Genomic DNA, 24,336 nt, shown 5'->3' on the forward strand with positions numbered 1-24,336 from the left:
GAAACCATTGCCAGTGTAGAAGCCATGCTCCGGCGGGGCAAGGAAAATGCAAACGTATTCATGCCCGTGGAGTTAAGATAAGTCCATGAAACGACGCACATTACTGAAATTCGGCATCGGCCTGCCGATGGCATTGGCGCATTCCGGGGTTCATGCACAGGCTCCGTTCTGGCAGCGGGTTTTCGCCGCCATGCCGGAGCCGTTTTCCGTCATGCCCCGCAATCCCGAGTACCGCATCCAGATTCTCTGCCAATACCGCCGCGCGGGCGGCCGATGGCACAGGCAGGCCTGGCAATTGAACCGCGAGCGCTGGTTCAGTACCGGTAGCGTCGCCAAGCTGCCCATGGCGGTGCTGGCCTGTGAACGCATTGCCGCCCTTGGACTCGATCTGAATGCACGGATCGGATTCAGCCAGCCGCCCATCGGCGGCGAGTGGCCGGATGATGAGCCGGATTTCGAATCCCTGCGCCGCAGCCTGACCCGGATCTTCACCGTCAGCGAAAACCCGCCGTTCAACCGCCTGTATGATTTCCTCGGGGTCGATGCCATTCATGCGCGTCTGGCCGCGCTCGGTTATCCGGAGGCGCGTCTGATCAGCCGGATGAGTGCGCCGGTGCGCGAGAATGTCCGCACGCGCGCCGGGCAGGTCCGCGATGAAGGCGGCCGGGTGTTGGCGACGTTCCCGGAACGCATCGGTTCGGTGCGCCGGTTTCCATTTGCCGATGCCCGAACGGGTTCGGGATTCCTGCGCGATGACGGCGTTCTGGAGTCCGGCCCGCATGATTTCTCGGCGGCGAATTTCATCGCGCTCGCCGATTCGCAGCAGATGCTGAAAGCCTTGGTCGATCCGGAAGCGGTTCCGGCGCATCAGCGCTGGGCGCTTCCGGAATCCATGCGCACCGAGCTGCTGCGGATCATGGCGATGCTGCCGCGGGAAAGCCGGGACCCGGTCTATGCCGAGACTGAGTATCCCGACGGCTATGCGCGGTTCTTCATGCTCGGCGACAGCCGGGCACGCAAACCCGAAGGTCTGCAGCTGGTCGGCAAGGTCGGCGATGCTTACGGATTCGCCACCGATGTCGAATACCTCACTGCCGAGGGCTCAAATGTGGAGTGTCTGCTTTCGGCCAATGTGTACGTGAATGCCGACGGCATCTTCAACGATGACCGTTACGAGTACGAAACGCTCGGCTATCCTTTTCTGGCGGCGCTTGGCCGTGCAGTCTGGCAAATCCTGAGCGCGCCGGATTGAATCAGTGGCAGGCTTCAGCAATAAGGGTCAGGCGTTCCGAAAGCAGGCCTTTCTGCGCGAAATCCCAGGTTCCCCGATGTTCGATATCGGCGATACGCCAAAGTCCATTGTCGCGTTCGAGCAGCAAGGCATCGGTCCATTGCGTCGGTTGGGTGTCGAATTGTGAAGGGCCATAGGTCCAGTGCATTTCAGCCACGGCATGGGCGCCCTTCGTGTTGATGGGTCCGACACCGCCGCTGGTGGCACCTTCGAACAGTGAAGTCAGCAGATCACCCTGAACAATGGGCGGCTCACTATTGCCCACTTTCGCATGATGGCATTCATGTGCTTCGATGGCAGCTTTGAACTGCTCCTGGAGTTTCTGGGTCAATAGCGGTGCCAGTTTATCGAGTTCGGCACTGCTGGGCATGCCACGACCGTGGTCGCGGAAATAAAATGCCCGAAAGTCTTCGGCGGTCTGACGCGGTGTGGACGGTATTTCGGAATTCGGCGCGCATCCGGTCAACAGGAAAACAAGCAGTCCGGCGAGGACGGCGCGCATCGGATCAGTTTCCGGAATCGGCTTTCGAAGCCGGTTTCAGCAGACCGCCGAGACGGTAGCCGCTAATCAGAAGAAACATCGTCAGCATAGGAATCCCCCTTGGAAGGACAGCAATCGGGTACGGGCCGAACCCGCAAGGCAACCCCATCATACGTATCCGGTATGCGAGCTTGTGGCGCAATTGTGAACTCTGTCCTTGCTTGGGCCAAAAAAGCCCGCCTTGACGGCGGGCAAGAGGGGATCGGTACGAAACTCCCGGTTCAGTGATGGGTCGCGCCTAAATAGGCTTTGACCGCATCCACGTAGGCCCGGTCTTCCTTTCGGATGTGGTTGAACAGCCAGGAGGCAAGAAGTGTATGCAAGGCTTCGACGCAGTCCTCGCCGGCGCGGAACCGTAGTTGCAGCGCATGGACCTGCACGATGAATACGTTATGGGCCTTGCGGTGCGTGTCCAGCAGATCGTAACCGGCTTCTTCAAGCAGGCTTTCCTCGAAGCCGAAATGGAACAGGGCGTAGTCGGAGGTCTGCTCGAAAACCTCGGCGATGGCGGCGGTATCCCCCTTTTTCTTGGCATCCGCCAACCGGTTCAGGTAGTCGGCAATCAAACGATGCTGGCCGTCGATGACATCGATGCCGAGGTTCAGGTCGCTTGTCCAGGTCAGGTGCTGCATGGCCAAGCCCTTACCGGTGGCTGCCGAAGAAGCGACCGATCGAGCGTGACAGCCAGCCGCCTTCGTGGGTTTCACGGGTCAGGCGCTGCATGTTGCGTTTCACCGATTCGACATAGTCGTGGTCGTCGTTGCGGATGTGGTTGACCAGCCAGCGCGAGAGCAGGCCATGCAGCTCACCGGAAATATCCTCACCGGCACGGAATCGCATCTGCAGATCGGCAACGCGTTTGACGAATAGCTCATGCACACGTTTATGTGGCTTGCTGAGGGCATAGCCGGCATCTTCCATCAGGGATTCCTCGAAACCGAAATGCGAGAGCGTGTATTCCACTGTCGATTCGATGACATCGGCGATGGCATCCTTGTCGTTGCGTTCGCGGGCGTCGTGCAGCTGATTGACGTAATCGACGATGCGGCGGTGCTGGCCGTCGATGACATCGATGCCGGTATCGAGTTCGCTGGACCACTTGAGATAAGCCATGTCATTTCCCCATAGCGGTGCGGATGCACCGCGTTCATGGGGAAATCATAGGCATGCCGGAACCGGTGCGTTTTGACTCAAATCAAGTCGGCTGTCGGGCCGGATTTTTTGCTCAAAACAGCAGGGTTCCGACCACCCGGAACATCTTGCCGTCCGAACTGTTGGTCTTGTTGCTGTCTACGGTTTCACCGTAGGAAAACTTGAGGCTGGCGGTCTTGGCTACGGCCACGCTGAGGGTGGCGCCCAGCTTCAGGGAATACTGGCGGTTGTTGTTGTCGACACCGTCGGTTTCGGTTTCGCCGCCATTGGAAACCAGCGCGTCGGCGGAAATCCAGACGGCTTTGTTCAGGTTGCGGGTGATGTGGCCTTCCAACCGGAAAATCGGCTCCTGGCTCGTCGTATTGGCACGGAACGGCTCATCATTGTCGCCGTAAAAAGTGACCGAGGGCAGCAGTTCGAAAGAGGTCAGTTTCGGATCCAGATAGGATTCACCGATGACCCAACCCATCGGTGCGCCCAATTGCAGGTTCCAGCGGTTGGCACCGAGATTGAGCGCTTTGTCCTGGGTATAGGAGCCGGTCGGCAGGGTCAGTTTGGTCAATGCTCCGATGGAGAATCCGGGTTTGAATTTGGCATAGTCCTGCAAGGACAGCGAAGGCGAGCCTTTCAGTCCGATCACTGCGCCAAGCACCACATCGCCGACGCCCGAGGCGTCACCGCTGATGCCGTTGAACGGCGGGCGTGCAGTAAGGGAGCCATCGACCTGGCCGAACGGCAGGGCCACGAACAGGCCGCTGGCCTGGCCGCGGACACTGATCGGATGCACGTACTGCACGATGCCGATATCGATGGAAATATCGGAACCTTCGATGATGGTGGCCGGATCGATGGTTTCGTTGCCGTCCTGGAAAATGCCATAGACCGACAGGGCGTGCACGCCCTCGGGCAGCATTTGGTAGGCCCGCGGTCCGTCGCCCTGGGCCTGGGCATGGACATGGGCGGAGCCGAACAACCCGGCGGCCATAACAGCGGCGCCGGTCAGGGCGAGGCAATGGTTACGCATGAATATCCCCTAATCTGGTGGTGGTTTTGGTTTTATGTGACGCTTTTCTCAGATTAACGCGTGTTTGATGAATGTCAAATCGGGCCGCTGCCGCCATCACGCTGAATTCACGCCGGTGAGACCCGGACGCGGACGCCGTTGAGGGCAGCATTGCCCGACGGGCCATCCAGCGCCCCGGCATCGGTCAGGTCGTTGTAGCTCGGTCCGGCCACGGCTTCGGCACGGCGCAGACGCAGCCCTTCACGTTGGTGGCCGAAACCGTGCGGCAGGCAGACCACGCCCGGGCGCACGGCTTCGCTGGCCTTGACCGTAACCGCGATGCTGCCGGTCCGGGAGCTTACCCGCACGGTCTGTCCGTCGTTCAGACCGCGTCGATCGAGATCGTCGGCATGCATCCAGAGTTCATGGCGTGTTGGTCCTTTGACCAGTCGGGGGGCGTTGTGCATCCAGGAATTGTTGCTGCGGATGTCGCGACGGCCAACGAGCAGCAGGGCGTCATCGGTCGGCACAGTGGCCGATTCTGCCGCCAGGGCTTCCAGTGCTTCGATGAACAGGCGGGGCGCCGCCTCGATGCAGCCGCTCGCGGTTTCAAGCCGCGCCAGCAGGCCGGGCTGCAGCGGGCCGAGGTCCAGCCCGTGTTCGGCGGCCTCCAGCTCGGCCATGGACAGGCCGGAACCGCCGCGTGCCAGCCCGGCGGCGATGAGTGCTTTCGGCGGCGGTAGCATCCGCCATTCGCGTCCGCAGGCGGCGGCGAACGCCGCGCCCAGCCCGTTGATGATTTGCCAGTCGGCGCGCTCTTCCGGGGCGCGCTCCTGCACCGGCCGGTTCAGGCGTGCTACCCGGCGCACGGCGAAGGCATTGAATACCGAGTCGTAGTGGTCCTGGCTCAGGAAAGACGCCGGGGGCAGGATCAGATCGGCATGTCGCGTGCTTTCATTGATGTAGATGTCGATGCTGAGCATGAAATCCAAGCCGGCCAACGCGTCATCGAGCGCCCTGCCATCGGGGGTGGACAGCACCGGATTGCCGGCGCTGGTGATCAAGGCCCGGATCCGGCCCGGCCCTGGCGTGACGATTTCTTCGCGCAACGCCGCCACCGGCAGTTCGCCGGCGAATTCCGGCAAGCCCCGGACGCGGCTTTTCCAGCGCCCGCGGGCACCGGGCGAGGTGCCCGGGCCGGTAATCGGCAGTGCAGCGTCGTTCACCAAGGCACCGCCGGGTTTGTCCAGATTGCCGGTGTACAGATTGATCAGTTGCAGCAGCCATTGGCACAGGCTTCCGTGTTCCTGCACCGAGACGCCCATGCGGCCGTAAGCAACGGCACGTTCGGCATTGTAGAACTCGCCGGCCAGACGTTTGAGGGTTTCGGCCGGAATGCCGGTCCGTGCATCGCTAGCGGGAATCGCTATCGCGTTGATGGCCGCCATCGCCGCATCGAAGCCCTGCAATTTTCCGGAGTAAGCCGCCAGGCGTGGCGGTCCGTGCGCCTGCAACGCATGCAGGAAACCCAGAAGAAAACACACATCGGTGGCGGGGGTAATGAAGTGATGTTCACTGGCCAGCTCTGCGGTTTCGGTGCGCCGCGGATCGATGACCACCAGCTTGCCGCGCGCGGTCAATGCCTTGATGCGTGCGCGCACATCGGGAACCGTCATCAGGCTGCCGTTGGAGGCGATGGGATTGGCGCCGAGCATCAGGAAATAATCGGTATGATCGATGTCCGGAACCGGCAGCAGGAATTGATGGCCGTACATCTGCGCGTTGACCAGCTGGTGCGGCCATTGGTCGACCGAAGAGGCGCTGAACACATTCGGGCTGCGGATCAGTTTGAGCAGGGACGGCAGATAGGCGATGTGTCCGAAATGATGCACGTTCGGATTGCCGAGATAGGCGCCGACGGCGGCGGCACCGTGTTCGGCCTGAATGGCGGCCAGGCGTTCGCCGGCAAAAGCAAAGGCGTCGTCCCAGCCGATTTCATGCCACTGTCCGTTTTCGCGCCGCATCGGCCGGCGCAGACGGTCGGGGTCGTTTTCCAGATCGAGGATGGCGTTGCCCTTCGGGCAGATGTGGCCGCGGCTGAACGGATCGGCGTCGTCACCGCGGATGGCCGCGAGCCGGCCGTCGTCGTACTGCAGTTCGAGACCGCAGATGGCTTCGCACAGCGGGCAGGCGCGGAACTTGGAATGGCGGGCCATGGCGACAGACTTCCAGCACGGGAAAGTCCAAGATTAAGGGGTCGTACCTGCAGACGCAAGCGCGATAGCGTATTCCCTGAATCTCAGAGATCAGGCCTCGAACATCAGCATCAGATAGGCGGCGAACATCAGCATATGCACCGCGCCGAGCATGGCATTGGTGCGGCTGTTGGAGAAAGTGAGGGTGCTGACCGACAGCAGCAGCACGAGCAGGATGGTGTTGACCGGACTCAGGCCGAGCACGATGGTGCTCTCGGTCACCAGCCCGATCATCAGCACGGCCGGAATGGTCAGGCCGATGGTGGCCAGCACCGAACCGAGCAGGATGTTCACGGCGCGCTGCAGCTCGTTGTTCAGTGCGGCCTTGACTGCGCTCATCGCCTCAGGAGCAAGGATCAGCAGCGCCACCACGAAGCCGTTGAGCACGTCCGGTGCGCCGAGCACATCGGTGCCGTATTCCAGCGGCAGCGCAAGTTTCTTGGCCAGCAGGACCATGGGCAGGATGTACAGCAGCAGGAAAACGGCATGGTAGGCGGTCGATCGGGTTTCGTGATGGCCGTGGATCAGATCGTCCTCGCGGCGGTGGCTTTCGGTTGGCGCAGTGAAATAATCGCTGTGCCGGCTGGTCTGCACGCCGAGGAAGATGCCGTAAATGCCGAGCGACATGGCGCTGAGGAAAATACTCTGGAATGCGGACAGCGTTCCGGCCGAGGTGCTGGTGGTGAAATTCGGCAGAATCAGGCCGAGAACGGCCAGCGGAACGATCAGCGCCAGGAAAGTCCGTGCCCCCTCGAGGTTGTAGCTCTGCTCGTGGTGTTTCAGGCCGCCAACCAGCAGCGACAGCCCGGCGATGCCGCCGAGCAGAATCATCACCACCGAAAACATGGTGTCGCGAGCCATGGTCGGATTGCCATCGCCCGAGAGCATCACCGCGGAAATCATCAGCACTTCCACGCCGATGATCGAAAGCGTGAGCACCAGCGTGCCGAAGGGTTCGCCGAGCAGTTCGGCGAGGCTTTCAGCATGACGGACGATCGCGAAGGCCGACATCAGGATGACCGTGAGCAACCAGCCGAGCATGAATGCGAACCACAGGGGGTCATAGAGGCTAGAAAGCCAGACGTTGCCGAAGTTGGCAAACAACAGCATGCTGAGCATGCTGAGCAGCAGCGGATATTCGCGCCGGAGCAGAGCGCCGAGAGCCGGACCGCTGTTTGCGTCGTTTGAGCTTCCCATGCCTGCATTCTAGCAAGCATCGGCAATGAAAAGCCGCCTTTCGGCGGCTCGGGGTGTTCAGAAGTTCGGCTTTTCCGGCGCTTCTTCGAAGCGTGTGACCGATTCAAGAATGATGCGTTTGGCTTCCTCGGCGCCGCCCCAGCCGTCGAGTTTGACCCATTTGCCCTTTTCGAGGTCTTTATAGTGCTCGAAGAAGTGACCGATGCGGTCGAGCCAGTGCTGCGAAACCTGACCGATATCCTGGATATGTGAATAACCGTCGAACACCTTGTCGATCGGTACCGCCACCAGCTTCTCGTCGGAGCCGGCCTCGTCCTTCATGCGCAGCACGCCGACCGGACGACAGCGGATGACCGAGCCGGGCACCAGCGGCAGCGGCAGAATGACCAGGACATCGGCCGGATCGCCGTCGCCGCACAGGGTGTGCGGAATGTAGCCGTAATTGCAGGGATAGCGCATCGGCGTGGAAAGAATGCGATCGACGAAAATGGCGCCGGTGGCTTTATCCACTTCGTATTTCACCGGTTCGGCGTCTTTCGGGATTTCAATGATGACGTTCACTTCATGCGGAACGTCTTTGCCGGTCTGTACCAGGTCCAGGCCCATGGGTTACTCCTTGAATTGCAAGGTGTGCATGATACCCCAGCCGGGCTGAATATTCACTCCACGGCGGCGCCGTATTGACCTCGGTCAAGGGGCTATGGCGGATTTGCGGTAGACTGCACGTATCAGTACCGTAAACGAAGGAGTTTTCCATGCAGTCATCCATGCTTTCGCACGCCCTTGCCACCGAATTCCCGGAGCTCAGCGACAAAATCCATGCGCTCAAGGCCAGCAACCACCATTTCGCGCGTCTGCTCGCCGAGCACGATGCCATCGACCAGCGCATCATCCGTGACGAGGAAAAGATCGAGCCCCTGAACGACGAAACCCTGCATGAACTCAAGCAGCAGCGCCTGAAGCTGAAGGACGAACTGTACCAGATGGCCACGGCGGCCTGAATTCCGCCGCCGGAATCGGAAAAGGCGCCCGCGGGCGCCTTTTCTGTATGTCGGTGCCGGCTCAGGCCGGCGTGTAGCAGAACAGGTTCAACTTGTTGCCGTCGAGATCGCGCACGTAGCCGGCATAGAATCCGTTCATGCCGCGCGGGCCGGCCGGCCCTTCATCCTTGGCGCCGAGCTCCAGGGCTTTGGCATACAGGCGGTCGACCTGCGCGTTGCTGTCCATCACCAGCGAAACCATGGTGCCGTTGCCGGCGGTGGCCGGCTGTCCGTCGAAGGGCAGGATGACGCCGAGGCTGGGTTTGTCGGGGGCCGTCGCCCAGGCAATGAAGCGGTCCGATTCCATCCAGCGGCGGGCGCCGATTTCCGCCAGCAGGGCGTCGTAAAAGGCCGCGGCGCGGGCCAGGTCGTTGGTTCCCAGGGTTACATAACCGATCATGTCGCGCTTCTCCGTGGCGGTCGGGTTGAAGCGCTCACTCTAGCAGAAAGCCGCCGTCGGATTCTAGCCGGGCAGCAGGCCGCTCTGGCTGATCCAGCGCCAGAGCAGCAGCGCGGTCGCGATGACCGCCGACAGGCCGATGATGAATCCGATGATGCCGGCGATGAATGAAATCAGCATCAACAGGCCGTCGCGCTCGACCATGGCGAAACCGAACAGGGCGATGGCGATGCCGGGCGGCACGTTGGTGAACGGCCCCGGTAGCAGGATGACCGAGGCCAATATGAAACAGCAGACCGCGGCGATACGGCTCACGGTCCCGCCGGTCAGCCGTCGCCAGCGCGGTTTGGCGAAACGTTCCAGACGCAGCAGCCATTTCTCCTGGCGCTGGATGCCGGCCTGCACGGCATCCGCCGAGAACTGCTTGCCATCGAAACGCTTGGGCATGGTTGGACGGTGCCGGCCCAGGGCCTGTTGCGCGGAAAACAGCAGTATCGGCAGAGCCATCACTGAACACAGGCCGGTCGGCAAGGCGCCGGCCAGCATGCCGAACAGGATGTAGACGAATCCGAAGCCGCGCGGACCCATCGCGTTCAACAGGTCGCTCAGGTGGATGTTTCTGCCGCGATAACCGTCCAGAAGATGCATCAGGGCCCCATGCAACGGGCCGTCGCCGTGGCTTGCGGTGGGTGCGGGAAGGGGGGCGTCCATCGGCACAGTATGGCGCAGTGACGCCGTAGCTTGGTGAATCCATCATGAAAAACCCCGCCGGAGCGGGGTTTTTCATGAAACGGTTGCGTTCCGATCAGGCCAGGAACGGAATCAGCAGCAGGGCCACGATGTTGATGATCTTGATCAGCGGGTTGATGGCTGGGCCGGCGGTGTCCTTGTAGGGATCGCCGACGGTGTCGCCGGTGACCGCGGCCTTGTGGGCTTCGGAACCTTTGCCGCCGTGATGGCCTTCTTCGATGTATTTCTTGGCGTTATCCCAGGCGCCGCCGCCGGTGCACATCGAGATTGCCACGAACAGGCCGGTCACGATGGTGCCCATCAGCAGGCCACCGAGGGCATCGGCGCCGAGCGTCATGCCGACCACGACCGGAATCAGCAACGGCAGCAGCGAGGGCACGATCATTTCGCGGATGGCCGACTTGGTCAGCAGATCCACGGCTTTGTCGTACTGCGGCTTGCCGGTACCTTCCATGATGCCCGGGATGTCGCGGAACTGGCGGCGGACTTCCTCGACCACCGCACCGGCGGCGCGGCCCACGGCCTGCATGGCCATGGCACCGAACAGATACGGAATCATGCCGCCGATCAGCAGGCCGATGACCACCTGCGGATTGTCGATGGAGAAGTTGACCGGCGCGAAGCCTTCGCCACGTTCGGCCAATTTATGCGAGTAATCGGCGAACAGTACCAGCGCGGCCAGACCGGCTGAACCGATGGCATAGCCCTTGGTGACCGCTTTGGTGGTGTTGCCCACGGCGTCGAGGGCATCGGTGGTGACGCGGATTTCCTTGTCCATGCCCGACATTTCGGCGATGCCGCCGGCGTTGTCGGTAATCGGACCGTAGGCATCGAGCGCGACGATCATGCCCGCCATCGACAGCATGGCGGTGGCGGCCACGGCCACGCCGTACAGGCCGGCGAGGTGGTAGCAGCCGTAAATCGAAGCGGCCACGGCCAAAACCGGCGCGGCGGTCGATTTCATCGACACCGCCAGACCGGCGATGACGTTGGTGCCATGACCGGTTTCCGAGGCTTTCGCCACATCCTGCACCGGCGCGAATTCGGTCGCGGTGTAGTATTCGGTGATCACCACCAGCGCGGCGGTCAGGCCCAGGCCGATCAGCGCGCACCAGAAGATGCCATTGGAGTGCTCAAGGCTGAACATCGAATCGGTCACGAAGTAGAAGGCGATGGCGGCCAGCAGGCCGGAAACGCCCAATCCCCGGTACAGCGCGTTCATGATTTTGCCGCCGTCGCGGGTCTTCACGAAGAAGGTACCGACGATGGAGGCGATGATCGAAACCGCGCCCAACACCAGCGGATACATCACGCCGTTCCAGCCGTAGGTGGCGAAGGAAATACCGGCGATGAGCATGGCGGCGATGATGGTCACTGCATAGGTTTCGAACAGGTCGGCGGCCATGCCGGCGCAGTCGCCGACGTTGTCACCGACGTTGTCGGCGATGACGGCCGGGTTGCGCGGGTCATCTTCCGGAATGCCGGCTTCGACTTTACCCACCAGATCGGCGCCGACGTCGGCACCCTTGGTGAAGATGCCGCCGCCAAGACGGGCGAAGATGGAAATCAGCGAGCTGCCGAAAGCCAGGCCGATCATCGGCTGCATGGCGGCCTTGACCGTATCGGCGGTCTGCTCGCCGCCGGACTTGATCAGCAGGAAGTAACCGGCCACGCCCAGCAGGCCGAGACCGACCACCAGCATGCCGGTGATGGCGCCGCCCTTGAAGCTGACGTTGAGGGCGTCGTTCAGGCTGCGGGTGGCGGCCTGCGCGGTGCGCACGTTGGCGCGCACGGAAACGAACATGCCGATGAAACCGGCCACGCCCGAGAGCACGGCGCCGATGGCGAAACCGACGGCGGTCGGCCAGTCGATGGCGAAACCGATGACCACGAACAGCACGACGCCGACCATGGCGATGGTGGTGTACTGGCGGCGCAGATAGGCACCGGCGCCTTCTTGTACGGCCGCCGCGATGGCCTGCATTTTGTCATTGCCGGCATCCTGTTTCAGGATCCAGCCGGTGGTGTACAACCCGTAAATGATGGCCAGGGCCGCACAGGCCAGAGCCAGTTCCAATCCGTATTGCGCTAACATTCCATACTCCCAGATTCATGAAGGATCGGGCGGTCTGCGCCGCCGCCCCAAGAGTATGGCAGAGGCCGTGAAACTTAACTAGGGCTGAATATTCAAAATGCTCCGGTTTCCGTCGGGGCGACGGCCGGATTTGCCAAAAGCCACCCGATTGGGCATTATTTCCATTAAATTGTGATGTTCATCACATTTTATTGCTCAGAAAGGGGAAGGCTATGCGTTTTTTGGGAATGCTCATCGTGGCCGTTTTGGCTGCTCCGGCCCTACAGGCCAAGGGCACGCCGGAATGGAAAGAGGCCGGCAATGCCTATAAAGGGAAGTCGGCGGTGCCGGTCCGTTCGCTGGCGGTGGGCGCGGTCAATGTCGATGTCGGCGTTCATCTGGAGCGCTTGACCCTGCTCAGCGGTGAAGGCCATACCGGTAAAAAAGTGGCCTCCGGCCTTCTGGCCGGAGCGCTGACCCTGTCCGGCATGGGCGCGGGGGTCGATACCGCCTCCCGGGAGCCGATCGAGGAACACTTGACTCCGGAAGATGCCAAGAAGATCGCGGCCGATGTCGCCCAGGTGGTCTGCGCCCGTTTCAAGACCCTGCCCGGTTTGAAAGTCTATACCTGCGATGAGGTCACCAATTCGCCGTTCTACAAGGATGTGACCGGCAGCTACGAGCAGGACGACCACAAGAAAGGGGTGCAGGACGGACGCTGGGGGGCCGAGTATTATTTCGGCTACTACTCCTCGCCGGCCGGCGGCTACAAATACCGTCCGCTGGAGAAATTCAGCTTCTCCGACAAGAACTTCTCGCCGGCGGTACGGCAGAGCCTGGGTGTCGATGCCGTGGCGCAGGTCAATCTGTTCTTGGCCAATACCCGCAAGGAATTCCGGATCCAGGACATGTCGGTGAAGCTGACCGGCATCACCTGGTCGGGGCAGAAAGGCGGCGATATGCCGACATTGACCTATACCTTGGATGATGCCGGCGCGGTGGCGGTGCCGCTGGAAGGCAAGGACAAGGACAAAGACAACTACGGGGCGTGGTTGGCCTTGAAGCCCCAGTTCGAAGCGCAGCTGGATCTGGTGATCGCCAAAATCCGCGCGGCGATTCCACCGGCACCGGCGGAAGCGGCACCCGCCGCACCGACCGGCCGTTAATGACAAAAAGGGGCGGAAATTTCCGCCCCTTTGATCATTTCACCCACGCCTTCAGCTTTTTCTTCACCAACGGCAGTTTGGGTTTGAAGTGCACGGGCAGACCGTTCTTGCCGAGCGGGACGGCAGCCTGGCCCTGGATCAGCGGCGACAGGTAGCGGCGGCAGGCGGCGGTGATGCCGAAGCCGTCTTTGCGGATGAATGCGTCCGGCATTTTCTTCTCGACGTTGGCGATCCGGCTCAGCGGAACCGGATCGATGTGCCAGCGGTAGGGAGCGTCCGAGGTGCGGATGATGGCCGGCATGACCCCGTTGTTGCCGGACAATGCCAGCTCGACCGCGGCCTTGCCGACGGCCATGGCCTGATCGAGGTCGACCTGCGAGGCCAGATGGCGTCCGGAGCGTTGCAGGTAATCAGGCACGGTCCAGTGCACCTTCATGCCCAGCGCATCCTTGACCAGGCCGGCCAGCATCGGGGCGGCGCCGCCGAGCTGGCTGTGACCGAAGGCGTCTACGCTGCCTTCGGCCTGTGCCAGGAAGTTGCCGTCCGGTGTTTTCACGCCTTCGGAAACCACCACCACGCAATAGCCGACCTTGGCCACGGTGTCCTTGACCTTGGCCAGGAACACGGCTTTGTCGAAGGTCCGTTCCGGGAACAGGATGATGTGCGGGGCGTCCTTGGCGGTTTCACCGGCCAAACCGGCCGCCGCCGCCAACCAGCCGGCGTGCCGGCCCATCACTTCGTAGACGAACACCTTGGTTGAGGTCTCGGCCATGGCTTCCACATCGATGGCGGCCTCCAGGACCGAGACCGCGGTGTAGCGGGCGGCCGAACCGAAACCCGGGCAGCAATCGGTGATGACCAGATCGTTGTCGACCGTTTTCGGCACCGCCACGCAGGTCAGCTCATAGCCGGATTGCTGCGCCAGTTGCGAGATTTTGAGCGCGGTATCGGCCGAGTCGTTGCCGCCGTTGTACAGGAAGTAACGGATGTCGTGCGCCTTGAACACCTCCAGCAGCCGTTGATACTGGGCGGCGTCCTGTTCGAGGGATTTCAGTTTGTAGCGGCAGGAGCCGAAGGCGCCGCCGGGAGTATGCGCCAACGCTTTGATTTCACTGGCAGTAAGCCCGGCGGTGTCGAACATCTGTTCGCGCAGAATGCCCAGAATGCCGTTCTTGCCGGCATACACCGGAATTTTGCGGGCACGGGCCTGCGCCAATACCGCGCTGGCGCTGGCATTGATGACGGCGGTGACGCCGCCGGACTGGGCGTAAAGTAATCTGCCTTTCGACATAAACATCCTTTAAAATTGACGAAACAGACGGCAACGGTTAGGGTGTCATTATGGCAAATTTTCGCCGTGGCAGCCGGTTCTCCGATTGGCGCCCGACTCCATTACTATGACTTTCCGAGGTTTTATGCGATTGGTTCTTCTCGGTGCCCCCGGTTCGGGCAAAGGCACCCAAGCGGCGCGGTTGAAGGAATATCTCAATGTTCCGCACATCTCCACCGGCGAGCTGCTGCGCGCCGCCGTGGCCGCCGGAACCCCGCTGGGTCTGCAGGCCAAGGAAGTGATGGAAGCCGGTGGTCTGGTTTCCGACGATGTGGTGCTCGGCATGCTGGAGGAACGCCTGCTCAAGCCCGATACCGGCAACGGCTTCATCCTCGATGGCTACCCCCGCAATCTGGCGCAGGCCAATGCCCTGGCGGCGCTTCTGAAAAAACTCGGTCAGCCGATCGATATCGCCGTGCAGCTGGATGTCGATACCGAGTTGCTGGTCGAGCGCCTGGCCGGCCGCGCCAAGGCCGAAGGCCGCGCCGATGACAGTCCGGAATCGGTGCGCAAACGCCTGGGCGTCTATGAAAGCCAGACCGCGCCCGTCGTCGATTATTACCGCAGTCTCGGCAAGCTCGCGCATCTGAACGGCGTCGGCACGCTCGACGAAGTGTTCACCCGCATCACCGAGGCTTTGGCCGGAACGCCGGAAGTCGGCTGAATCCCGTCATGAATCTGCATATTCTGGGCATCTGCGGCACCTTCATGGGCGGCGTAGCCGCTTTGGCGCGCGAGCTCGGCCACCGCGTACAGGGCTCGGACGCCAATGTCTATCCGCCGATGTCGACCCAGCTGGAACAGCTCGGCATCGGTCTTTATTCGGGTTACGCTCCCGCCGACATCGCCGCCGATAGCGATTGCGTGGTGATCGGCAACGCCCTCTCGCGCGGCAACCCCGCTGTCGAGCATGTGCTCAACCGTCAGATCAACTACCGATCCGGTGCCCAATGGCTGGCCGAGAACGTATTGCCGGGCCGGCATACGCTGGCGGTGGCCGGCACTCACGGCAAAACCACCACCACATCGATCCTGGCCTTCCTGCTGGAAGCGGCCGGGCGCGATCCGGGTTTTCTGGTCGGCGGTGTGCCGGAGAATTTCGGCGTCTCGGCGCGTCTGGGTTCCGGCCGGGAATTCGTGGTCGAGGCCGATGAGTACGATACTGCGTTCTTCGACAAGCGTTCCAAGTTCGTGCACTACGGCCCGCGCGTGGCCATCCTCAACAATCTGGAATTCGACCACGCCGATATTTTTCCGGATCTGGCCGCGATCCAGCGCCAGTTCCATCATCTGGTCCGCATCGTGCCGGGCGAAGGCCGCCTGATCGTCAATGGCGAGGATGCCGCGTTGGCCGAGGTTCTGGCCATGGGCTGCTGGACGCCTGTTGAACGATTTGCCATTGATGCCGAGGCCGAATGGCAGGCCGAACTGGTGCAGGCCGATGGATCCGAGTTCATCCTGAAACATCTCGGCCAGACGCTCGGTACCGTGCGCTGGAATCTGCTTGGCCGCCACAACGTGATGAACGCGCTGGCCGCCTTCGCCGCCTGTCATGCAGTCGGCGCCACTGTTCCTGAAATCATTCCGGCATTGGCCGATTTCGTCAGCGTCAAACGCCGCATGGAAGTGATCGGCGTCGCCGCCGGCGTCACCGTCTATGACGACTTCGCGCATCACCCGACCGCCATTGCAACCACTTTGGCCGGCCTGCGCGCCAGAGTGGGCGATGCGCGCATCGTGGTGGCCATGGAGCCGCGTTCGAATTCGATGCGCCTCGGCGCCCATTCGGCGCAGATCGCGCCCTCGCTGGCCGATGCCGATGCCGTGGTGTTTCTGCACCGGCCGGAACTGCCCTGGGATGCCGAAGCGGTTGTATCGGCACTGAAAGGCGAAGGCCGAACAGCCGCCAGCGTCGATGCCCTGATCAATGCCATCGTCAGCACAGTGCGTGCCGGCGATCATGTCGTGTTCATGTCCAACGGCGGCTTCGAAGACGCGCCGCGCCGTTGCCTGAAAGCCCTGCAATCCTGAATCAACGCCACTTCGGAGGCATTATGTCTTTACAGGGAAAAACCCTTTTCATCACCGGTGCCTCGCGCGGCATCGGTCTGGCCATCGCCCGTAAAGCCGGCAGTCTGGGTGCCAATGTGGTCATCGCCGCCAAATCGGCCGTGGTCAATCCGAAGCTGCCGGGCACCATTTTCACCGCGGCGGCGGCAGTGGAAGAAGCCGGCGGCAAGGCGCTGGCCATCCAGTGCGATATCCGCGATGAAGCCAATGTCGAAGCGGCGATGGCGCAGGCGGCCGAACATTTCGGTGGCATTGATGTCTTGGTCAACAATGCCAGCGCGATTTGGCTGCAGGGCGTGCTGAACACGCCCATGAAACGCTTTGACTTGATGAGCCAGGTCAATTCGCGCGGTACGTTTCTGTGCGCGCAGAAAGCGCTGCCGTATCTGCTGAAGTCCGGAAATCCCCATATTCTGACCTTGGCGCCGCCGCCGAATCTCGATCCGAAATGGTGGGGTTCATTTACTGGCTACACCTTGGCAAAAATGGGCATGAGCTTCGTCACCCTTGGCTTGGCCGAAGAATTCAAGGGCCGCGTCGCGGTCAATGCCTTATGGCCGAAGACGGTCATTGCCACCGATGCCATCAACATGATTCCCGGCGTGGATATCAATGCCGCCCGCAACGCAGAAATCGTTGCCGATGCGGCCATTGCCATTTTGCTTCAGAAATCCAGCGCCGCCACCGGCCAGTTCTACATCGATGAGGATCTGTTACGCGATAACGGTGTTACGGATTTCGAGCAGTACGCCATGGCTCCGGGAACGCCATTGCTTCCCGATTTTTTTCTGTAAGGAATTGCCATGAAGTACCTGCACACCATGGTCCGTGTCAGCGATTTGGAGGCTTCGCTGCGTTTTTATTGCGAAGGTCTGGGACTGAAGGAAGTCCGGCGCATGGAAAACAGCGCCGGCCGATTCACGCTGGTGTTTCTTGCCGCCGATGAAACCCCGTCGGCTGAAATCGAGTTGACCTATAACTGGGATCCGGAACCGGCCTACGGCAGCTCCCGCAATTTCGGCCATCTGGCCTTCCGTGTCGAGGATGTTTATGCCGTCTGCGCGCGCCTGCAGGCGATGGGCTACATCATCAACCGGCCGCCGCGCGACGGGCATATGGCGTTCGTGCGCTCGCCGGACCTGATTTCCATCGAGCTGCTTCAGGAAGGCCATCTTCCGCCGCAGGAGCCCTGGGCGTCGATGCCCAATACCGGCAGCTGGTAACTCAGTTCCAGAACAGAATGCGTTCCTGCCAGGCTTTATCCGGTTCGCGTGCATGCGGCGGATAGGCGATGTCCAGCGTATGCGCACCGGACTTCATCGGACGCAGGTCGATCATCGCGCGCAGGGCTGCCGGCTGGCCGTAGCGTGCCGGCTCGTCGATCCAGACGGGGCGAATCGGCTTGCCGTCGAGTTCGAGCCGAAGGTGCCCGGAAAGGCAGCGCTTCAGGCCTTTCGGAAAATGCTTCTGGGCGCATTCCGGAACCGTCGAAGGCGGCATCTGCAGCGGATGAGGAATGCGCAGCTCCAGATACTCGGTGTCGATGGTTTCGCTCTGGATCGACGGCCGCAGGGCATACTTCAGATCACCGTCCTGTCGGTCGCGATAGTGGGCGGCATCCAGCGTTGCAGGCTGTGCGCCGCCGGCTGGCACTTTGCTAAAACGCGGAATGGTCAGTGCCGTGGACAGCAGCGTGAAGGTGATGCCCAGAATGATCGCCGCCATCGCGGTGTTGCGGCTGCGCTGCATGGAAAAGAAATAGGCCGACAACCTGTTGCCGGTCGAGGACATGCCGAGGGCATCGATGCGCCGGATGGCGCGCTCCAGCAGTCCGTGCGCCCGTGGCCAGTTCTGCATCCGCGCCCCTGCCTTGGCGTCAAGCCAGAGCGGCAGCATCAATGCCAACAGGGGCAGACAGAGCCCGGCCATGAAAACCAATACCGTTGCGCCCTCGGATTCTGAAATCAGCCAGGTCAGCCACGCCACCAGTGCGCCGGCCAGCACGATGACGCTCGGTACCAGGATGGTCAGCGCGAATCCGATGCCGATGGCGAACACCAGCGTGCTGCGGTTGTCGGCGCGCTCGATGATGTCATCCATGCTGCCGTGCTTTTCGTCCATGACCCGTTTCTGGATCGGCCCGATTTTGAGTTTGTCGTGATCCAGACCCTGCGGGTGGATCGAGTGCAGGCCAATCAGGCTGACCCAGTAGGCGCGCAGGAGGATGTGGATGAGCAGGGTGATGATCAGCGCATAGGCCGCACCCTTGACGTAGATGAACAGCGGATTGATCAGGCCGGAGAGCTGGTTGTTGGCCAGTGCCAGCTGGATCGAAAGGAAGTGGCTGTTGATCCAGCCGGGGAACTGCATGAGTGCGAACACCGAGGCGCCGGAAAGCAGCAGTTCGATCTCCCAGGTCGGCGTGGTGCGTTTCGGCATTTTCAGCGCGTTGTCGGTCATGTAGTCGGTCTCAGAGCAGGGCATGTTTCAGGTCGTCGATCAGGTCGTCCGGATGCTCCAGACCGACCGAAATACGCACGAGATTGTCCGCCGAGACCGGGCGCGGTCCTTCGATCGAGGCGCGGTGTTCGATCAGGGATTCAACGCCGCCGAGCGAGGTGGCATTGGTGAAGATCCGCACGCGCGAGGCAAAACGCAGGGCGGCATCGCGGCCGCCGGCGAACTGCACCGAAAGCATGCCGCCGAAGTCGCGCATCTGCCTTGCGGCAACGGCATGTCCGCGGTGGCCGGGCAGGCCCGGATAGTGAACCGCCGACACGCCCGGCTGTGCGGCCAGGAATTCGGCCACGCGCTTGGCGTTGCTGCAATGCCAGGCCATGCGTGCCGGCAGCGAGCGTGCGCCGCGCAGGATCAGCCAGCTGTTGAACGGCGAGGCAATGCTGCCGGTGATGTGCCGCCGGTGCGCGGCCTGTTCGTACACCGAGTCGGCCTGCGCGAACACCAACGCGCCGCCCATGACATCGCTGTGGCCGCCGAGGTATTTGGTGGTGGAGTGCATGACCGCATCGGCACCCAGCGCGAGGGGCCGCTGCAGCGCCGGGGTGGCGAAGGTGTTGTCGCAGACCAGACGCGCACCATGCGCTTTGGCGATTTCCGCCAGCGCCGCGATGTCGGCCACGGCCAGCAGGGGATTGGACGGTGTTTCCGCCCAGATCAGTACGGTTTCCGGGCGCATTGCCGATTCGACCGCGGCCAGATCGGACATGTCCAAGGCGGTCGCGCTGATGCCGCGCAGCGGCAGGAATTCGCTGAACAGCGTGCGCAGCCCGGTGTAGCAGTCGTCGGGGATCAGCACGTGCGCGCCGTTGGGCAGGCACTCCAGATAGCCCTGCATCGCCGCCATGCCCGAAGCGTAGACCAACGCGCGTTCGCCGCCTTCCAGCGCCGCCAGACAGGTTTCCAGACGGTCTTGGGTCGGATTGGTCTCGCGCTGGTATTCATAGCCGGCACGCCGTTCGCCGGCAGCACCGTGTTTGAAGGTGGTGCTCAGATGCAGCGGCGGCGCGACGGCACCGGTTTCGGCATCGGCTTCGGCGCCGGCGTGGATGGCGAGGGTTTCAAAGCGCATGCGAATCTCCGGTGCTCAGGCCGCGTTGGGCGAGTTCCTGTTGGAAGTGATTGTCGTCTTGATAGACGAAGGCGTCCAGTCCGGCTTGTCGGGCGCCTTCGACATTGGGTGCTTTATCGTCCACGAACAGGGTCGATGCCGGGGAAAATCCGAGCCGGCGCAGACAGAGCAGGTAGGCTTCCGGATCGGGTTTGGTCAGGCCGAGGCTGCCGGAACAGATGAAGCGGGTGCGGAACAGCGGCATCAGTTCCGGCACGATGCGCTCGGCATGCTGTGCCAGCCAGTGGCCGTTGTTGCTGAAGACGCCGAACTGGACCTGCCCGGCCAGCGCCGTGCAGATGTCAAGCAAGGGCTGCCGTATCCGTGTCGCGCTGCGGCGGGCGGCAATGAAATCCGCACTCGGAATATCCAGGCCCCATTCGCTGCGCAGGCGGTCCATGTAGTCGTCAAGGCCGAATTCGCCGCGGTCGGAGCGTCTTTCCAGGCCGCTGTCGAAGACGGCGCGCGCAATGCTGTCCTCATCGACGCCGGCGGTTTCGGCCAACGCCCGGCATCGGCGCGGCCGGCTGTAGTCGACCAGCACATCGTCCAGATCGAGCAGCAGCAGTTTCGGCGGCATCAGCCGGCGGCGATTTCGTTGAACACGGCGTGCGCCGCGGCCAGGGTGTGCGCGATTTCGGCCTCGCCGTGCATGGCGGACAGGAAGCCGGCTTCGAACGCGGATGGGGCGAAATACACGCCGCGTTCCAGCATGCCGTGGAAGAAGCGGTTGAAGCGGGCGCTGTCGGAACGCATGGCATCGGCGTAGCCGGCAATCGGTCCTTCGCAGAAATACAGGCCGAACATGGCGCAGACGCCGGTGGTGGTGAACGCAATGCCGGCCTCATCCGCGGCCTTCTGCAGGCCCTCGCGCAATTGCTGCGTCCGCGCCGCAAGGTTTTCATAGAAGCCCGGCGCTTGAATCAGTTCCAGCGTGGCCAGGCCGGCGGCCATGGCCACCGGATTGCCGCTCAGCGTTCCGGCCTGGTAGATCGGGCCGCTCGGCGCGATCTGGCTGAGCAGGTCACGGCGGCCGCCGTAGGCGCCGACCGGCATGCCGCCGCCGATGATCTTGCCGAAGGTGCTCAGATCCGGAGTGATCCCGTACAGCGCCTGCGCGCCACCGAGCGCGACCCGGAATCCGGTCATCACTTCATCGAAAATCAGCAGACTGCCGTACTGCGTGCACAGTTCGCGCAGGTGCTGCAGGTAGCCTTCGGCCGGCAGGATGCAGTTGGCATTACCGACAATCGGTTCGACGATGACGCCGGCGATGTCATTGCCGAGTTCGGCGAACAGGCGCGTCGCGCCTTCGAAGTCGTTGTAGGTCAGGGTCAGGGTCAGATCGGCCAGGGTTTTCGGCACGCCCGGCGAGTTCGGAACGCCGAGCGTGAGCATGCCGGAGCCGGCCTTGACCAGGAAGGAATCGCCATGGCCGTGATAACACCCTTCGAATTTCACGATGCGGTTGCGGCCGGTGGCGCCGCGCGCCAGCCGGATGGCCGACAGCGTGGCTTCGGTGCCGGAATTGACCATGCGTACCATTTCGCAGCTCGGCACCAGCCGGGTGATGGTCTGTGCCATGGTCACTTCCAGCGCGTTGGGCACGCCGAAACTCAGGCCGTCGCGCATGACCTTGTCCACCGCAGCAATCACGGCAGGATGCGCGTGGCCGGCAATCATCGGGCCCCAGGAGCCGATGTAGTCGATGTAGCGGTTGCCGTCGACGTCGATCAGGTAAGCGCCTTCGGCGCGCTTGGCGAAGAAGGGCTCGCCGCCGACCGATTTGAAGGCGCGTACCGGCGAATTGACGCCGCCGGGCATCAGCGGCAGGGCTTGCTGGAACAGGGCATGGCTTTGATCGTGGTTCATGGGTCAACCTGGCTGAAGGAGTGGTGGTATGCGGCGAGCGCCGCGGACGGGTCCGGGGCATCGAAGACACCGGAAATCACCGCAATGAAATCGGCGCCGGCATCGCGCAGTCGGGCACTATTATCGGGGGTTATGCCGCCAATGGCGACTGTCGGCTTGCCCAGATGCCGGGCCTCGGCGAACAGGTGCAGCGGCGCCTGCGGCGCCAGCGGCTTGGTCGGGGAAGGAAAGACCGCACCGAAGGCTAGATAATCGACATCCAGCGCGGCGGCGGCCCGCGCCCGCGCGATGTCGTCGTAGCACGATATGCCGATCAGTGCTCGGCTTCCCAAAGCCCCGCGTACCGCCACCGGGTCGGCATCATCCCGGCCCAGGTGTACGCCATCGGCGCCGATGTCAGCGGCCAGCTGCCAGTCATCGTTGATCAGCAGCGGAACGCCGGCGTTCCGGCAGGAGGCCAGCAGCGCGCTTGCCTGTTGGCGTTTCAGCACGGCAGGCGCAGCTTTGTTCCGGTATTGAATCAGGGCCACGGGCTGCTTCAGCAGCATCTCGCACAGGGCGAGCAGGCGGCGGGTGTCGTCCAGGTCCGGCGTGATCAGGTACACGCCGCGGCGGTTTTCCAAGCGGGAAGGCATCAGGCTGAAATATAATGGCGGCAGAACTCCATTCTAGGTGCTTTTATGTCGGACAACGCGGAATTTCGCAGCTGGATCTGCATCGTATGCGGATTCGAATACCACGAAGCCGAAGGTTGGCCCGAGGAGGGCATTGCGCCCGGTACCCGATGGGAAGACGTGCCCGAGGACTGGTGCTGTCCGGACTGCGGCGTCGGCAAAGCCGACTTCGAAATGGTGATCGCTTAATTCAGGCGCTTGGGTAGGGCGGCAGCCTCAATCAGAAGGTTGCGGACGCCATCGGCATCCTCGGCGTCGGGCCGCAACTGGAGATAGCGGGTCAAATCGGCGTTGGCGCCACTGCGATAGCCGATTTCAGCGTAGGCAAAGCCGCGGTCGCGCAGAGCCTCCGGAAGATCAGGTGACAGTTTCAGGATGCGGTCGGCACTCCGGGCAACCCGTTCAAAGTCCCCCTGATGCTGGTAAATCGTCTGCAGATTGCGCAGCATCCGCATCAGAATGGTGCGGGCGGTGGCGGGCGCCAGAATCTGGAACAGCTGCGAGTCGCTGGGCGCAAGGCCATCCAGATGCGGGGTCACCCGCTCCCGCAGTTCTTCGATGCTGACCGGCCGGCCCTGGTTGAACGGGTCGAGAACCAGAATGCCGTCGTCGACCGGAAGCCGCACCAGAAAATGCCCCGGGAAGGAAATTCCTTCAAGCGGCAGGCCGATCCGGTGCATGACGGCGATATGTACCACCGCCAAGGAAATCGGAATCCCCAGCCGGCGGTCGAATACCTGATTCAGGTAGCTGTTGCGGGGGTCCTCGTAGTTCCGGGCATTGCCGGAGAATCCCAGTTCCTTGTACAGGAAATGGTTGATGGCGGTCAGTTTCGAGGGAATGTCCAATCCCTCGCTCAGGGAAGCGCTCAGGCGCCGGCCATACCCGTCAACCATGGCCAGATAAGCGCCGGTCTCCAGCTCCGGATACTCGTCGCGTGCGATCAGAAGGGCCGTTTCCAGCAAGGGCAGTTCGGCATCGGACAAAGTCGCGAGGCGGTTCCAGTCCGGCAATCCGGCATTTTCGGCCATCTGCTGCTCCTTTGGGCTTACCGGGCGGGTTGCACGCCATTCAAACGCAGGGGGTCCCCGGGTTTCAGGCCCAGGCTGTCGGCCTGCCCGGCGTTCAATTCCAGCACATAGCGGGCCGGACCGGCGCTGGGGAAAACCGGGCATTGCGGTTGATCGCCGCAGGGCGGCACGCCGAGCTGGGCGGAGACCAGTTTGAGCTTGCTGTCGAAGTAAAGGATATCGAGCGGAATGTAGGTGTTTTTCATCCAATAGGCCACCGGCTCCTCGCTGTCATGGATGAACAGCATGCCGGCATCGGCGGGCAAATCGCGGCGGAACATCAGGCCGCGTTCGCGCAGCTCGGGGGTGTCGGCCAGCTCCACGGTATAGCGCTTGCCCTTGAGCTCGACCGAGGGGGCGTCGGCAAGCTCTGCGCAGCCGGTGGCCGTGAGAACAAGGTTGAGCATGAAGCCGAACAGGAGCGGATTGCGCATGGCGGATTTTCCAAGGATGACAGGGACAGAATTCCCTGTTTGTGCCCCTGTCGTCAAGCGTCGGAAGGTCTGTAGCCCGGATTGACGGTTTTGCCCGGCGGCGCAGATGGGCGGCTAACTGAACTGCAGGTTAACTTTGCCGGAAAGCGGTTGACGGTATTTCAGATTCTTGTCATAATGTTCAACTCACTTCGGGGCGAAATGCTCGGAAGCAAATGCCTCGCAACATACGAAATTCAATTTCAAAATGTTGACGCGGCGAAAAAGGTCTGCCATACTGTGCGACCACTTCGAGACGAAATGTCCGAAGCGCGAACCCTTCGGGGCGAGCAGAATGATCTTTGTAAATGTGCGCAGGAAATTTGTGCGGGCGTCTGTAAGATGGGATT

At 62.2% G+C, this 24,336-nt stretch carries 27 protein-coding genes; 8 read left to right on the forward strand and 19 right to left on the reverse strand.

Annotation, left to right across the window (positions count from 1 at the left end):
• The first annotated feature begins 85 nt into the window (after window positions 1-85).
• The gene (locus Q0W88_RS05570) at window positions 86-1,252 is read left to right on the forward strand and encodes a serine hydrolase (RefSeq protein ID WP_297800934.1); all 1,167 of its coding nucleotides are present in this window, start codon (window positions 86-88) and stop codon (window positions 1,250-1,252) included.
• A gap of 1 nt (window position 1,253) precedes the next feature.
• Here the strand turns inward: Q0W88_RS05570 and Q0W88_RS05575 are convergent, their stop codons facing one another.
• The 7 genes from Q0W88_RS05575 to ppa form a co-directional block, all read right to left on the reverse strand.
• Window positions 1,254-1,793 carry a hypothetical protein gene (locus Q0W88_RS05575; RefSeq protein WP_297800936.1) on the reverse strand — a complete coding sequence of 180 codons (540 nt, stop codon included), beginning with the start codon at window positions 1,791-1,793 and terminating at the stop codon, window positions 1,254-1,256.
• Window positions 1,794-2,053: 260 nt separating this feature from the next.
• Complete coding sequence (locus tag Q0W88_RS05580) at window positions 2,054-2,464, reverse strand: bacteriohemerythrin (RefSeq protein ID WP_297800938.1); 411 nt, start codon at window positions 2,462-2,464, stop codon at window positions 2,054-2,056.
• A 10-nt stretch (window positions 2,465-2,474) separates the two neighbouring features.
• On the reverse strand, window positions 2,475-2,945 hold the full coding sequence (locus Q0W88_RS05585) for a bacteriohemerythrin (protein WP_297800940.1): 471 nt from the start codon (window positions 2,943-2,945) through the stop codon (window positions 2,475-2,477).
• A gap of 112 nt (window positions 2,946-3,057) precedes the next feature.
• Window positions 3,058-4,008 (reverse strand): transporter, encoded by a 951-nt coding sequence (locus Q0W88_RS05590; protein WP_297800942.1) that lies wholly within the window; start codon window positions 4,006-4,008, stop codon window positions 3,058-3,060.
• 107 nt (window positions 4,009-4,115) lie between these two features.
• Window positions 4,116-6,203: a molybdopterin-dependent oxidoreductase gene (locus tag Q0W88_RS05595; RefSeq protein WP_297800944.1), complete on the reverse strand. Its 2,088-nt coding sequence runs from the start codon at window positions 6,201-6,203 to the stop codon at window positions 4,116-4,118.
• Window positions 6,204-6,293: 90 nt separating this feature from the next.
• A complete protein-coding gene (locus Q0W88_RS05600; RefSeq protein ID WP_297800946.1) occupies window positions 6,294-7,439 on the reverse strand; it encodes a calcium:proton antiporter in 1,146 nt (381 codons plus the stop codon).
• A 57-nt stretch (window positions 7,440-7,496) separates the two neighbouring features.
• Window positions 7,497-8,045, reverse strand: coding sequence for an inorganic diphosphatase (ppa, locus tag Q0W88_RS05605; RefSeq protein WP_297800948.1), 549 nt, complete (start codon window positions 8,043-8,045; stop codon window positions 7,497-7,499).
• Between the two features lie 149 nt (window positions 8,046-8,194).
• Between ppa and Q0W88_RS05610 the strand changes: the two genes are divergently transcribed.
• The gene (locus Q0W88_RS05610) at window positions 8,195-8,440 is read left to right on the forward strand and encodes a YdcH family protein (protein WP_297800950.1); all 246 of its coding nucleotides are present in this window, start codon (window positions 8,195-8,197) and stop codon (window positions 8,438-8,440) included.
• A gap of 61 nt (window positions 8,441-8,501) precedes the next feature.
• On the opposite strand, the gene Q0W88_RS05615 is transcribed toward Q0W88_RS05610, so the two are convergent.
• The 3 genes from Q0W88_RS05615 to Q0W88_RS05625 all read right to left on the reverse strand — a co-directional run bounded on the left by Q0W88_RS05615 (window position 8,502) and on the right by Q0W88_RS05625 (window position 11,724).
• Complete coding sequence (locus Q0W88_RS05615) at window positions 8,502-8,879, reverse strand: VOC family protein (protein WP_297800952.1); 378 nt, start codon at window positions 8,877-8,879, stop codon at window positions 8,502-8,504.
• A gap of 63 nt (window positions 8,880-8,942) precedes the next feature.
• Window positions 8,943-9,527 (reverse strand): exopolysaccharide biosynthesis protein, encoded by a 585-nt coding sequence (locus tag Q0W88_RS05620; protein ID WP_297800954.1) that lies wholly within the window; start codon window positions 9,525-9,527, stop codon window positions 8,943-8,945.
• Window positions 9,528-9,684: 157 nt separating this feature from the next.
• Window positions 9,685-11,724 carry a sodium-translocating pyrophosphatase gene (locus Q0W88_RS05625; RefSeq protein ID WP_297800956.1) on the reverse strand — a complete coding sequence of 680 codons (2,040 nt, stop codon included), beginning with the start codon at window positions 11,722-11,724 and terminating at the stop codon, window positions 9,685-9,687.
• Between the two features lie 212 nt (window positions 11,725-11,936).
• On the opposite strand from Q0W88_RS05625, the gene Q0W88_RS05630 reads away from it, so the two are divergent.
• A complete protein-coding gene (locus Q0W88_RS05630; protein WP_297800958.1) occupies window positions 11,937-12,869 on the forward strand; it encodes a hypothetical protein in 933 nt (310 codons plus the stop codon).
• A gap of 34 nt (window positions 12,870-12,903) precedes the next feature.
• Here Q0W88_RS05630 and Q0W88_RS05635 read toward each other — a convergent pair whose 3' ends face one another.
• Window positions 12,904-14,160, reverse strand: a complete 1,257-nt coding sequence (locus tag Q0W88_RS05635) for a 6-phosphofructokinase (RefSeq protein WP_297800960.1) — start codon at window positions 14,158-14,160, stop codon at window positions 12,904-12,906.
• Between the two features lie 124 nt (window positions 14,161-14,284).
• Here Q0W88_RS05635 and Q0W88_RS05640 point away from each other — a divergent pair, with 124 nt between their 5' ends.
• From Q0W88_RS05640 to Q0W88_RS05655, 4 genes are read left to right on the forward strand one after another with little or no spacing between them, the layout of a single operon-like run.
• Window positions 14,285-14,863 (forward strand): adenylate kinase, encoded by a 579-nt coding sequence (locus tag Q0W88_RS05640; protein ID WP_297800962.1) that lies wholly within the window; start codon window positions 14,285-14,287, stop codon window positions 14,861-14,863.
• Window positions 14,864-14,871: 8 nt separating this feature from the next.
• Window positions 14,872-16,230, forward strand: a complete 1,359-nt coding sequence (mpl, locus tag Q0W88_RS05645; RefSeq protein WP_297800964.1) for a UDP-N-acetylmuramate:L-alanyl-gamma-D-glutamyl-meso-diaminopimelate ligase — start codon at window positions 14,872-14,874, stop codon at window positions 16,228-16,230.
• Window positions 16,231-16,253: 23 nt separating this feature from the next.
• Window positions 16,254-17,063 carry an NAD(P)-dependent oxidoreductase gene (locus Q0W88_RS05650; RefSeq protein WP_297800966.1) on the forward strand — a complete coding sequence of 270 codons (810 nt, stop codon included), beginning with the start codon at window positions 16,254-16,256 and terminating at the stop codon, window positions 17,061-17,063.
• Between the two features lie 9 nt (window positions 17,064-17,072).
• Window positions 17,073-17,492 carry a VOC family protein gene (locus Q0W88_RS05655; protein ID WP_297800969.1) on the forward strand — a complete coding sequence of 140 codons (420 nt, stop codon included), beginning with the start codon at window positions 17,073-17,075 and terminating at the stop codon, window positions 17,490-17,492.
• Between the two features lies 1 nt (window position 17,493).
• Here Q0W88_RS05655 and Q0W88_RS05660 read toward each other — a convergent pair whose 3' ends face one another.
• Genes Q0W88_RS05660 through thiE form a run of 5 tightly spaced genes read right to left on the reverse strand, consistent with a single transcriptional unit; the run spans window position 17,494 to window position 22,404 of the window.
• A complete protein-coding gene (locus Q0W88_RS05660) occupies window positions 17,494-18,753 on the reverse strand; it encodes a hypothetical protein (RefSeq protein ID WP_297800971.1) in 1,260 nt (419 codons plus the stop codon).
• Window positions 18,740-19,858 carry an aminotransferase class I/II-fold pyridoxal phosphate-dependent enzyme gene (locus Q0W88_RS05665; RefSeq protein WP_297800973.1) on the reverse strand — a complete coding sequence of 373 codons (1,119 nt, stop codon included), beginning with the start codon at window positions 19,856-19,858 and terminating at the stop codon, window positions 18,740-18,742. The genes Q0W88_RS05660 and Q0W88_RS05665 overlap by 14 nt, the downstream gene beginning before the upstream one ends.
• Entirely contained in the window at window positions 19,848-20,477 is a 630-nt protein-coding gene (locus tag Q0W88_RS05670) for an HAD-IA family hydrolase (RefSeq protein WP_297800975.1), read from the reverse strand. The genes Q0W88_RS05665 and Q0W88_RS05670 overlap by 11 nt, the downstream gene beginning before the upstream one ends.
• Window positions 20,477-21,769, reverse strand: coding sequence for a glutamate-1-semialdehyde 2,1-aminomutase (gene hemL / locus Q0W88_RS05675; protein WP_297800977.1), 1,293 nt, complete (start codon window positions 21,767-21,769; stop codon window positions 20,477-20,479). The genes Q0W88_RS05670 and hemL overlap by 1 nt, the downstream gene beginning before the upstream one ends.
• A complete protein-coding gene (gene thiE / locus Q0W88_RS05680; protein WP_297800979.1) occupies window positions 21,766-22,404 on the reverse strand; it encodes a thiamine phosphate synthase in 639 nt (212 codons plus the stop codon). Before thiE ends, hemL begins: the two co-directional genes overlap by 4 nt.
• A 45-nt stretch (window positions 22,405-22,449) precedes the next feature.
• Here thiE and Q0W88_RS05685 point away from each other — a divergent pair, with 45 nt between their 5' ends.
• Entirely contained in the window at window positions 22,450-22,632 is a 183-nt protein-coding gene (locus Q0W88_RS05685) for a rubredoxin (RefSeq protein ID WP_297800981.1), read from the forward strand.
• Here the strand turns inward: Q0W88_RS05685 and Q0W88_RS05690 are convergent.
• The 3 genes from Q0W88_RS05690 to Q0W88_RS05700 all read right to left on the reverse strand — a co-directional run.
• Entirely contained in the window at window positions 22,629-23,474 is an 846-nt protein-coding gene (locus Q0W88_RS05690) for a tetratricopeptide repeat protein (protein WP_297800983.1), read from the reverse strand. The genes Q0W88_RS05685 and Q0W88_RS05690 overlap by 4 nt on opposite strands.
• A 17-nt stretch (window positions 23,475-23,491) precedes the next feature.
• The gene (locus tag Q0W88_RS05695; RefSeq protein WP_297800987.1) at window positions 23,492-23,920 is read right to left on the reverse strand and encodes a DUF192 domain-containing protein; all 429 of its coding nucleotides are present in this window, start codon (window positions 23,918-23,920) and stop codon (window positions 23,492-23,494) included.
• 213 nt (window positions 23,921-24,133) lie between these two features.
• On the reverse strand, window positions 24,134-24,336 hold a 203-nt coding region (locus tag Q0W88_RS05700; protein WP_297800985.1), incomplete at its 5' end, for a hypothetical protein.

The sequence above is a fragment of the Arenimonas sp. GDDSR-1 genome, assembly GCF_025980345.1.
Taxonomy (GTDB): Bacteria; Pseudomonadota; Gammaproteobacteria; order Xanthomonadales; family Xanthomonadaceae; genus Arenimonas.

Coding starts and splice junctions, on each gene's coding strand:
- ppa (WP_297800948.1), bottom strand. CDS start 8,045: ATGGGCCTGGACCTGGTACAGACCGGCAAAGACGTTCCGCATGAAGTG.
- Q0W88_RS05620 (WP_297800954.1), bottom strand. CDS start 9,527: ATGCATCTTCTGGACGGTTATCGCGGCAGAAACATCCACCTGAGCGAC.
- Q0W88_RS05670 (WP_297800975.1), bottom strand. CDS start 20,477: ATGCCGCCGAAACTGCTGCTGCTCGATCTGGACGATGTGCTGGTCGAC.
- Q0W88_RS05615 (WP_297800952.1), bottom strand. CDS start 8,879: ATGATCGGTTATGTAACCCTGGGAACCAACGACCTGGCCCGCGCCGCG.
- Q0W88_RS05575 (WP_297800936.1), bottom strand. CDS start 1,793: ATGCGCGCCGTCCTCGCCGGACTGCTTGTTTTCCTGTTGACCGGATGC.
- mpl (WP_297800964.1), top strand. CDS start 14,872: ATGAATCTGCATATTCTGGGCATCTGCGGCACCTTCATGGGCGGCGTA.
- Q0W88_RS05665 (WP_297800973.1), bottom strand. CDS start 19,858: ATGCGCTTTGAAACCCTCGCCATCCACGCCGGCGCCGAAGCCGATGCC.
- Q0W88_RS05640 (WP_297800962.1), top strand. CDS start 14,285: ATGCGATTGGTTCTTCTCGGTGCCCCCGGTTCGGGCAAAGGCACCCAA.
- Q0W88_RS05590 (WP_297800942.1), bottom strand. CDS start 4,008: ATGCGTAACCATTGCCTCGCCCTGACCGGCGCCGCTGTTATGGCCGCC.
- Q0W88_RS05610 (WP_297800950.1), top strand. CDS start 8,195: ATGCAGTCATCCATGCTTTCGCACGCCCTTGCCACCGAATTCCCGGAG.
- Q0W88_RS05595 (WP_297800944.1), bottom strand. CDS start 6,203: ATGGCCCGCCATTCCAAGTTCCGCGCCTGCCCGCTGTGCGAAGCCATC.
- Q0W88_RS05600 (WP_297800946.1), bottom strand. CDS start 7,439: ATGGGAAGCTCAAACGACGCAAACAGCGGTCCGGCTCTCGGCGCTCTG.
- Q0W88_RS05570 (WP_297800934.1), top strand. CDS start 86: ATGAAACGACGCACATTACTGAAATTCGGCATCGGCCTGCCGATGGCA.
- Q0W88_RS05635 (WP_297800960.1), bottom strand. CDS start 14,160: ATGTCGAAAGGCAGATTACTTTACGCCCAGTCCGGCGGCGTCACCGCC.
- Q0W88_RS05580 (WP_297800938.1), bottom strand. CDS start 2,464: ATGCAGCACCTGACCTGGACAAGCGACCTGAACCTCGGCATCGATGTC.
- Q0W88_RS05625 (WP_297800956.1), bottom strand. CDS start 11,724: ATGTTAGCGCAATACGGATTGGAACTGGCTCTGGCCTGTGCGGCCCTG.
- Q0W88_RS05655 (WP_297800969.1), top strand. CDS start 17,073: ATGAAGTACCTGCACACCATGGTCCGTGTCAGCGATTTGGAGGCTTCG.
- Q0W88_RS05585 (WP_297800940.1), bottom strand. CDS start 2,945: ATGGCTTATCTCAAGTGGTCCAGCGAACTCGATACCGGCATCGATGTC.
- thiE (WP_297800979.1), bottom strand. CDS start 22,404: ATGCCTTCCCGCTTGGAAAACCGCCGCGGCGTGTACCTGATCACGCCG.
- Q0W88_RS05650 (WP_297800966.1), top strand. CDS start 16,254: ATGTCTTTACAGGGAAAAACCCTTTTCATCACCGGTGCCTCGCGCGGC.
- Q0W88_RS05690 (WP_297800983.1), bottom strand. CDS start 23,474: ATGGCCGAAAATGCCGGATTGCCGGACTGGAACCGCCTCGCGACTTTG.
- hemL (WP_297800977.1), bottom strand. CDS start 21,769: ATGAACCACGATCAAAGCCATGCCCTGTTCCAGCAAGCCCTGCCGCTG.
- Q0W88_RS05660 (WP_297800971.1), bottom strand. CDS start 18,753: ATGCCCTGCTCTGAGACCGACTACATGACCGACAACGCGCTGAAAATG.
- Q0W88_RS05695 (WP_297800987.1), bottom strand. CDS start 23,920: ATGCTCAACCTTGTTCTCACGGCCACCGGCTGCGCAGAGCTTGCCGAC.
- Q0W88_RS05630 (WP_297800958.1), top strand. CDS start 11,937: ATGCGTTTTTTGGGAATGCTCATCGTGGCCGTTTTGGCTGCTCCGGCC.
- Q0W88_RS05685 (WP_297800981.1), top strand. CDS start 22,450: ATGTCGGACAACGCGGAATTTCGCAGCTGGATCTGCATCGTATGCGGA.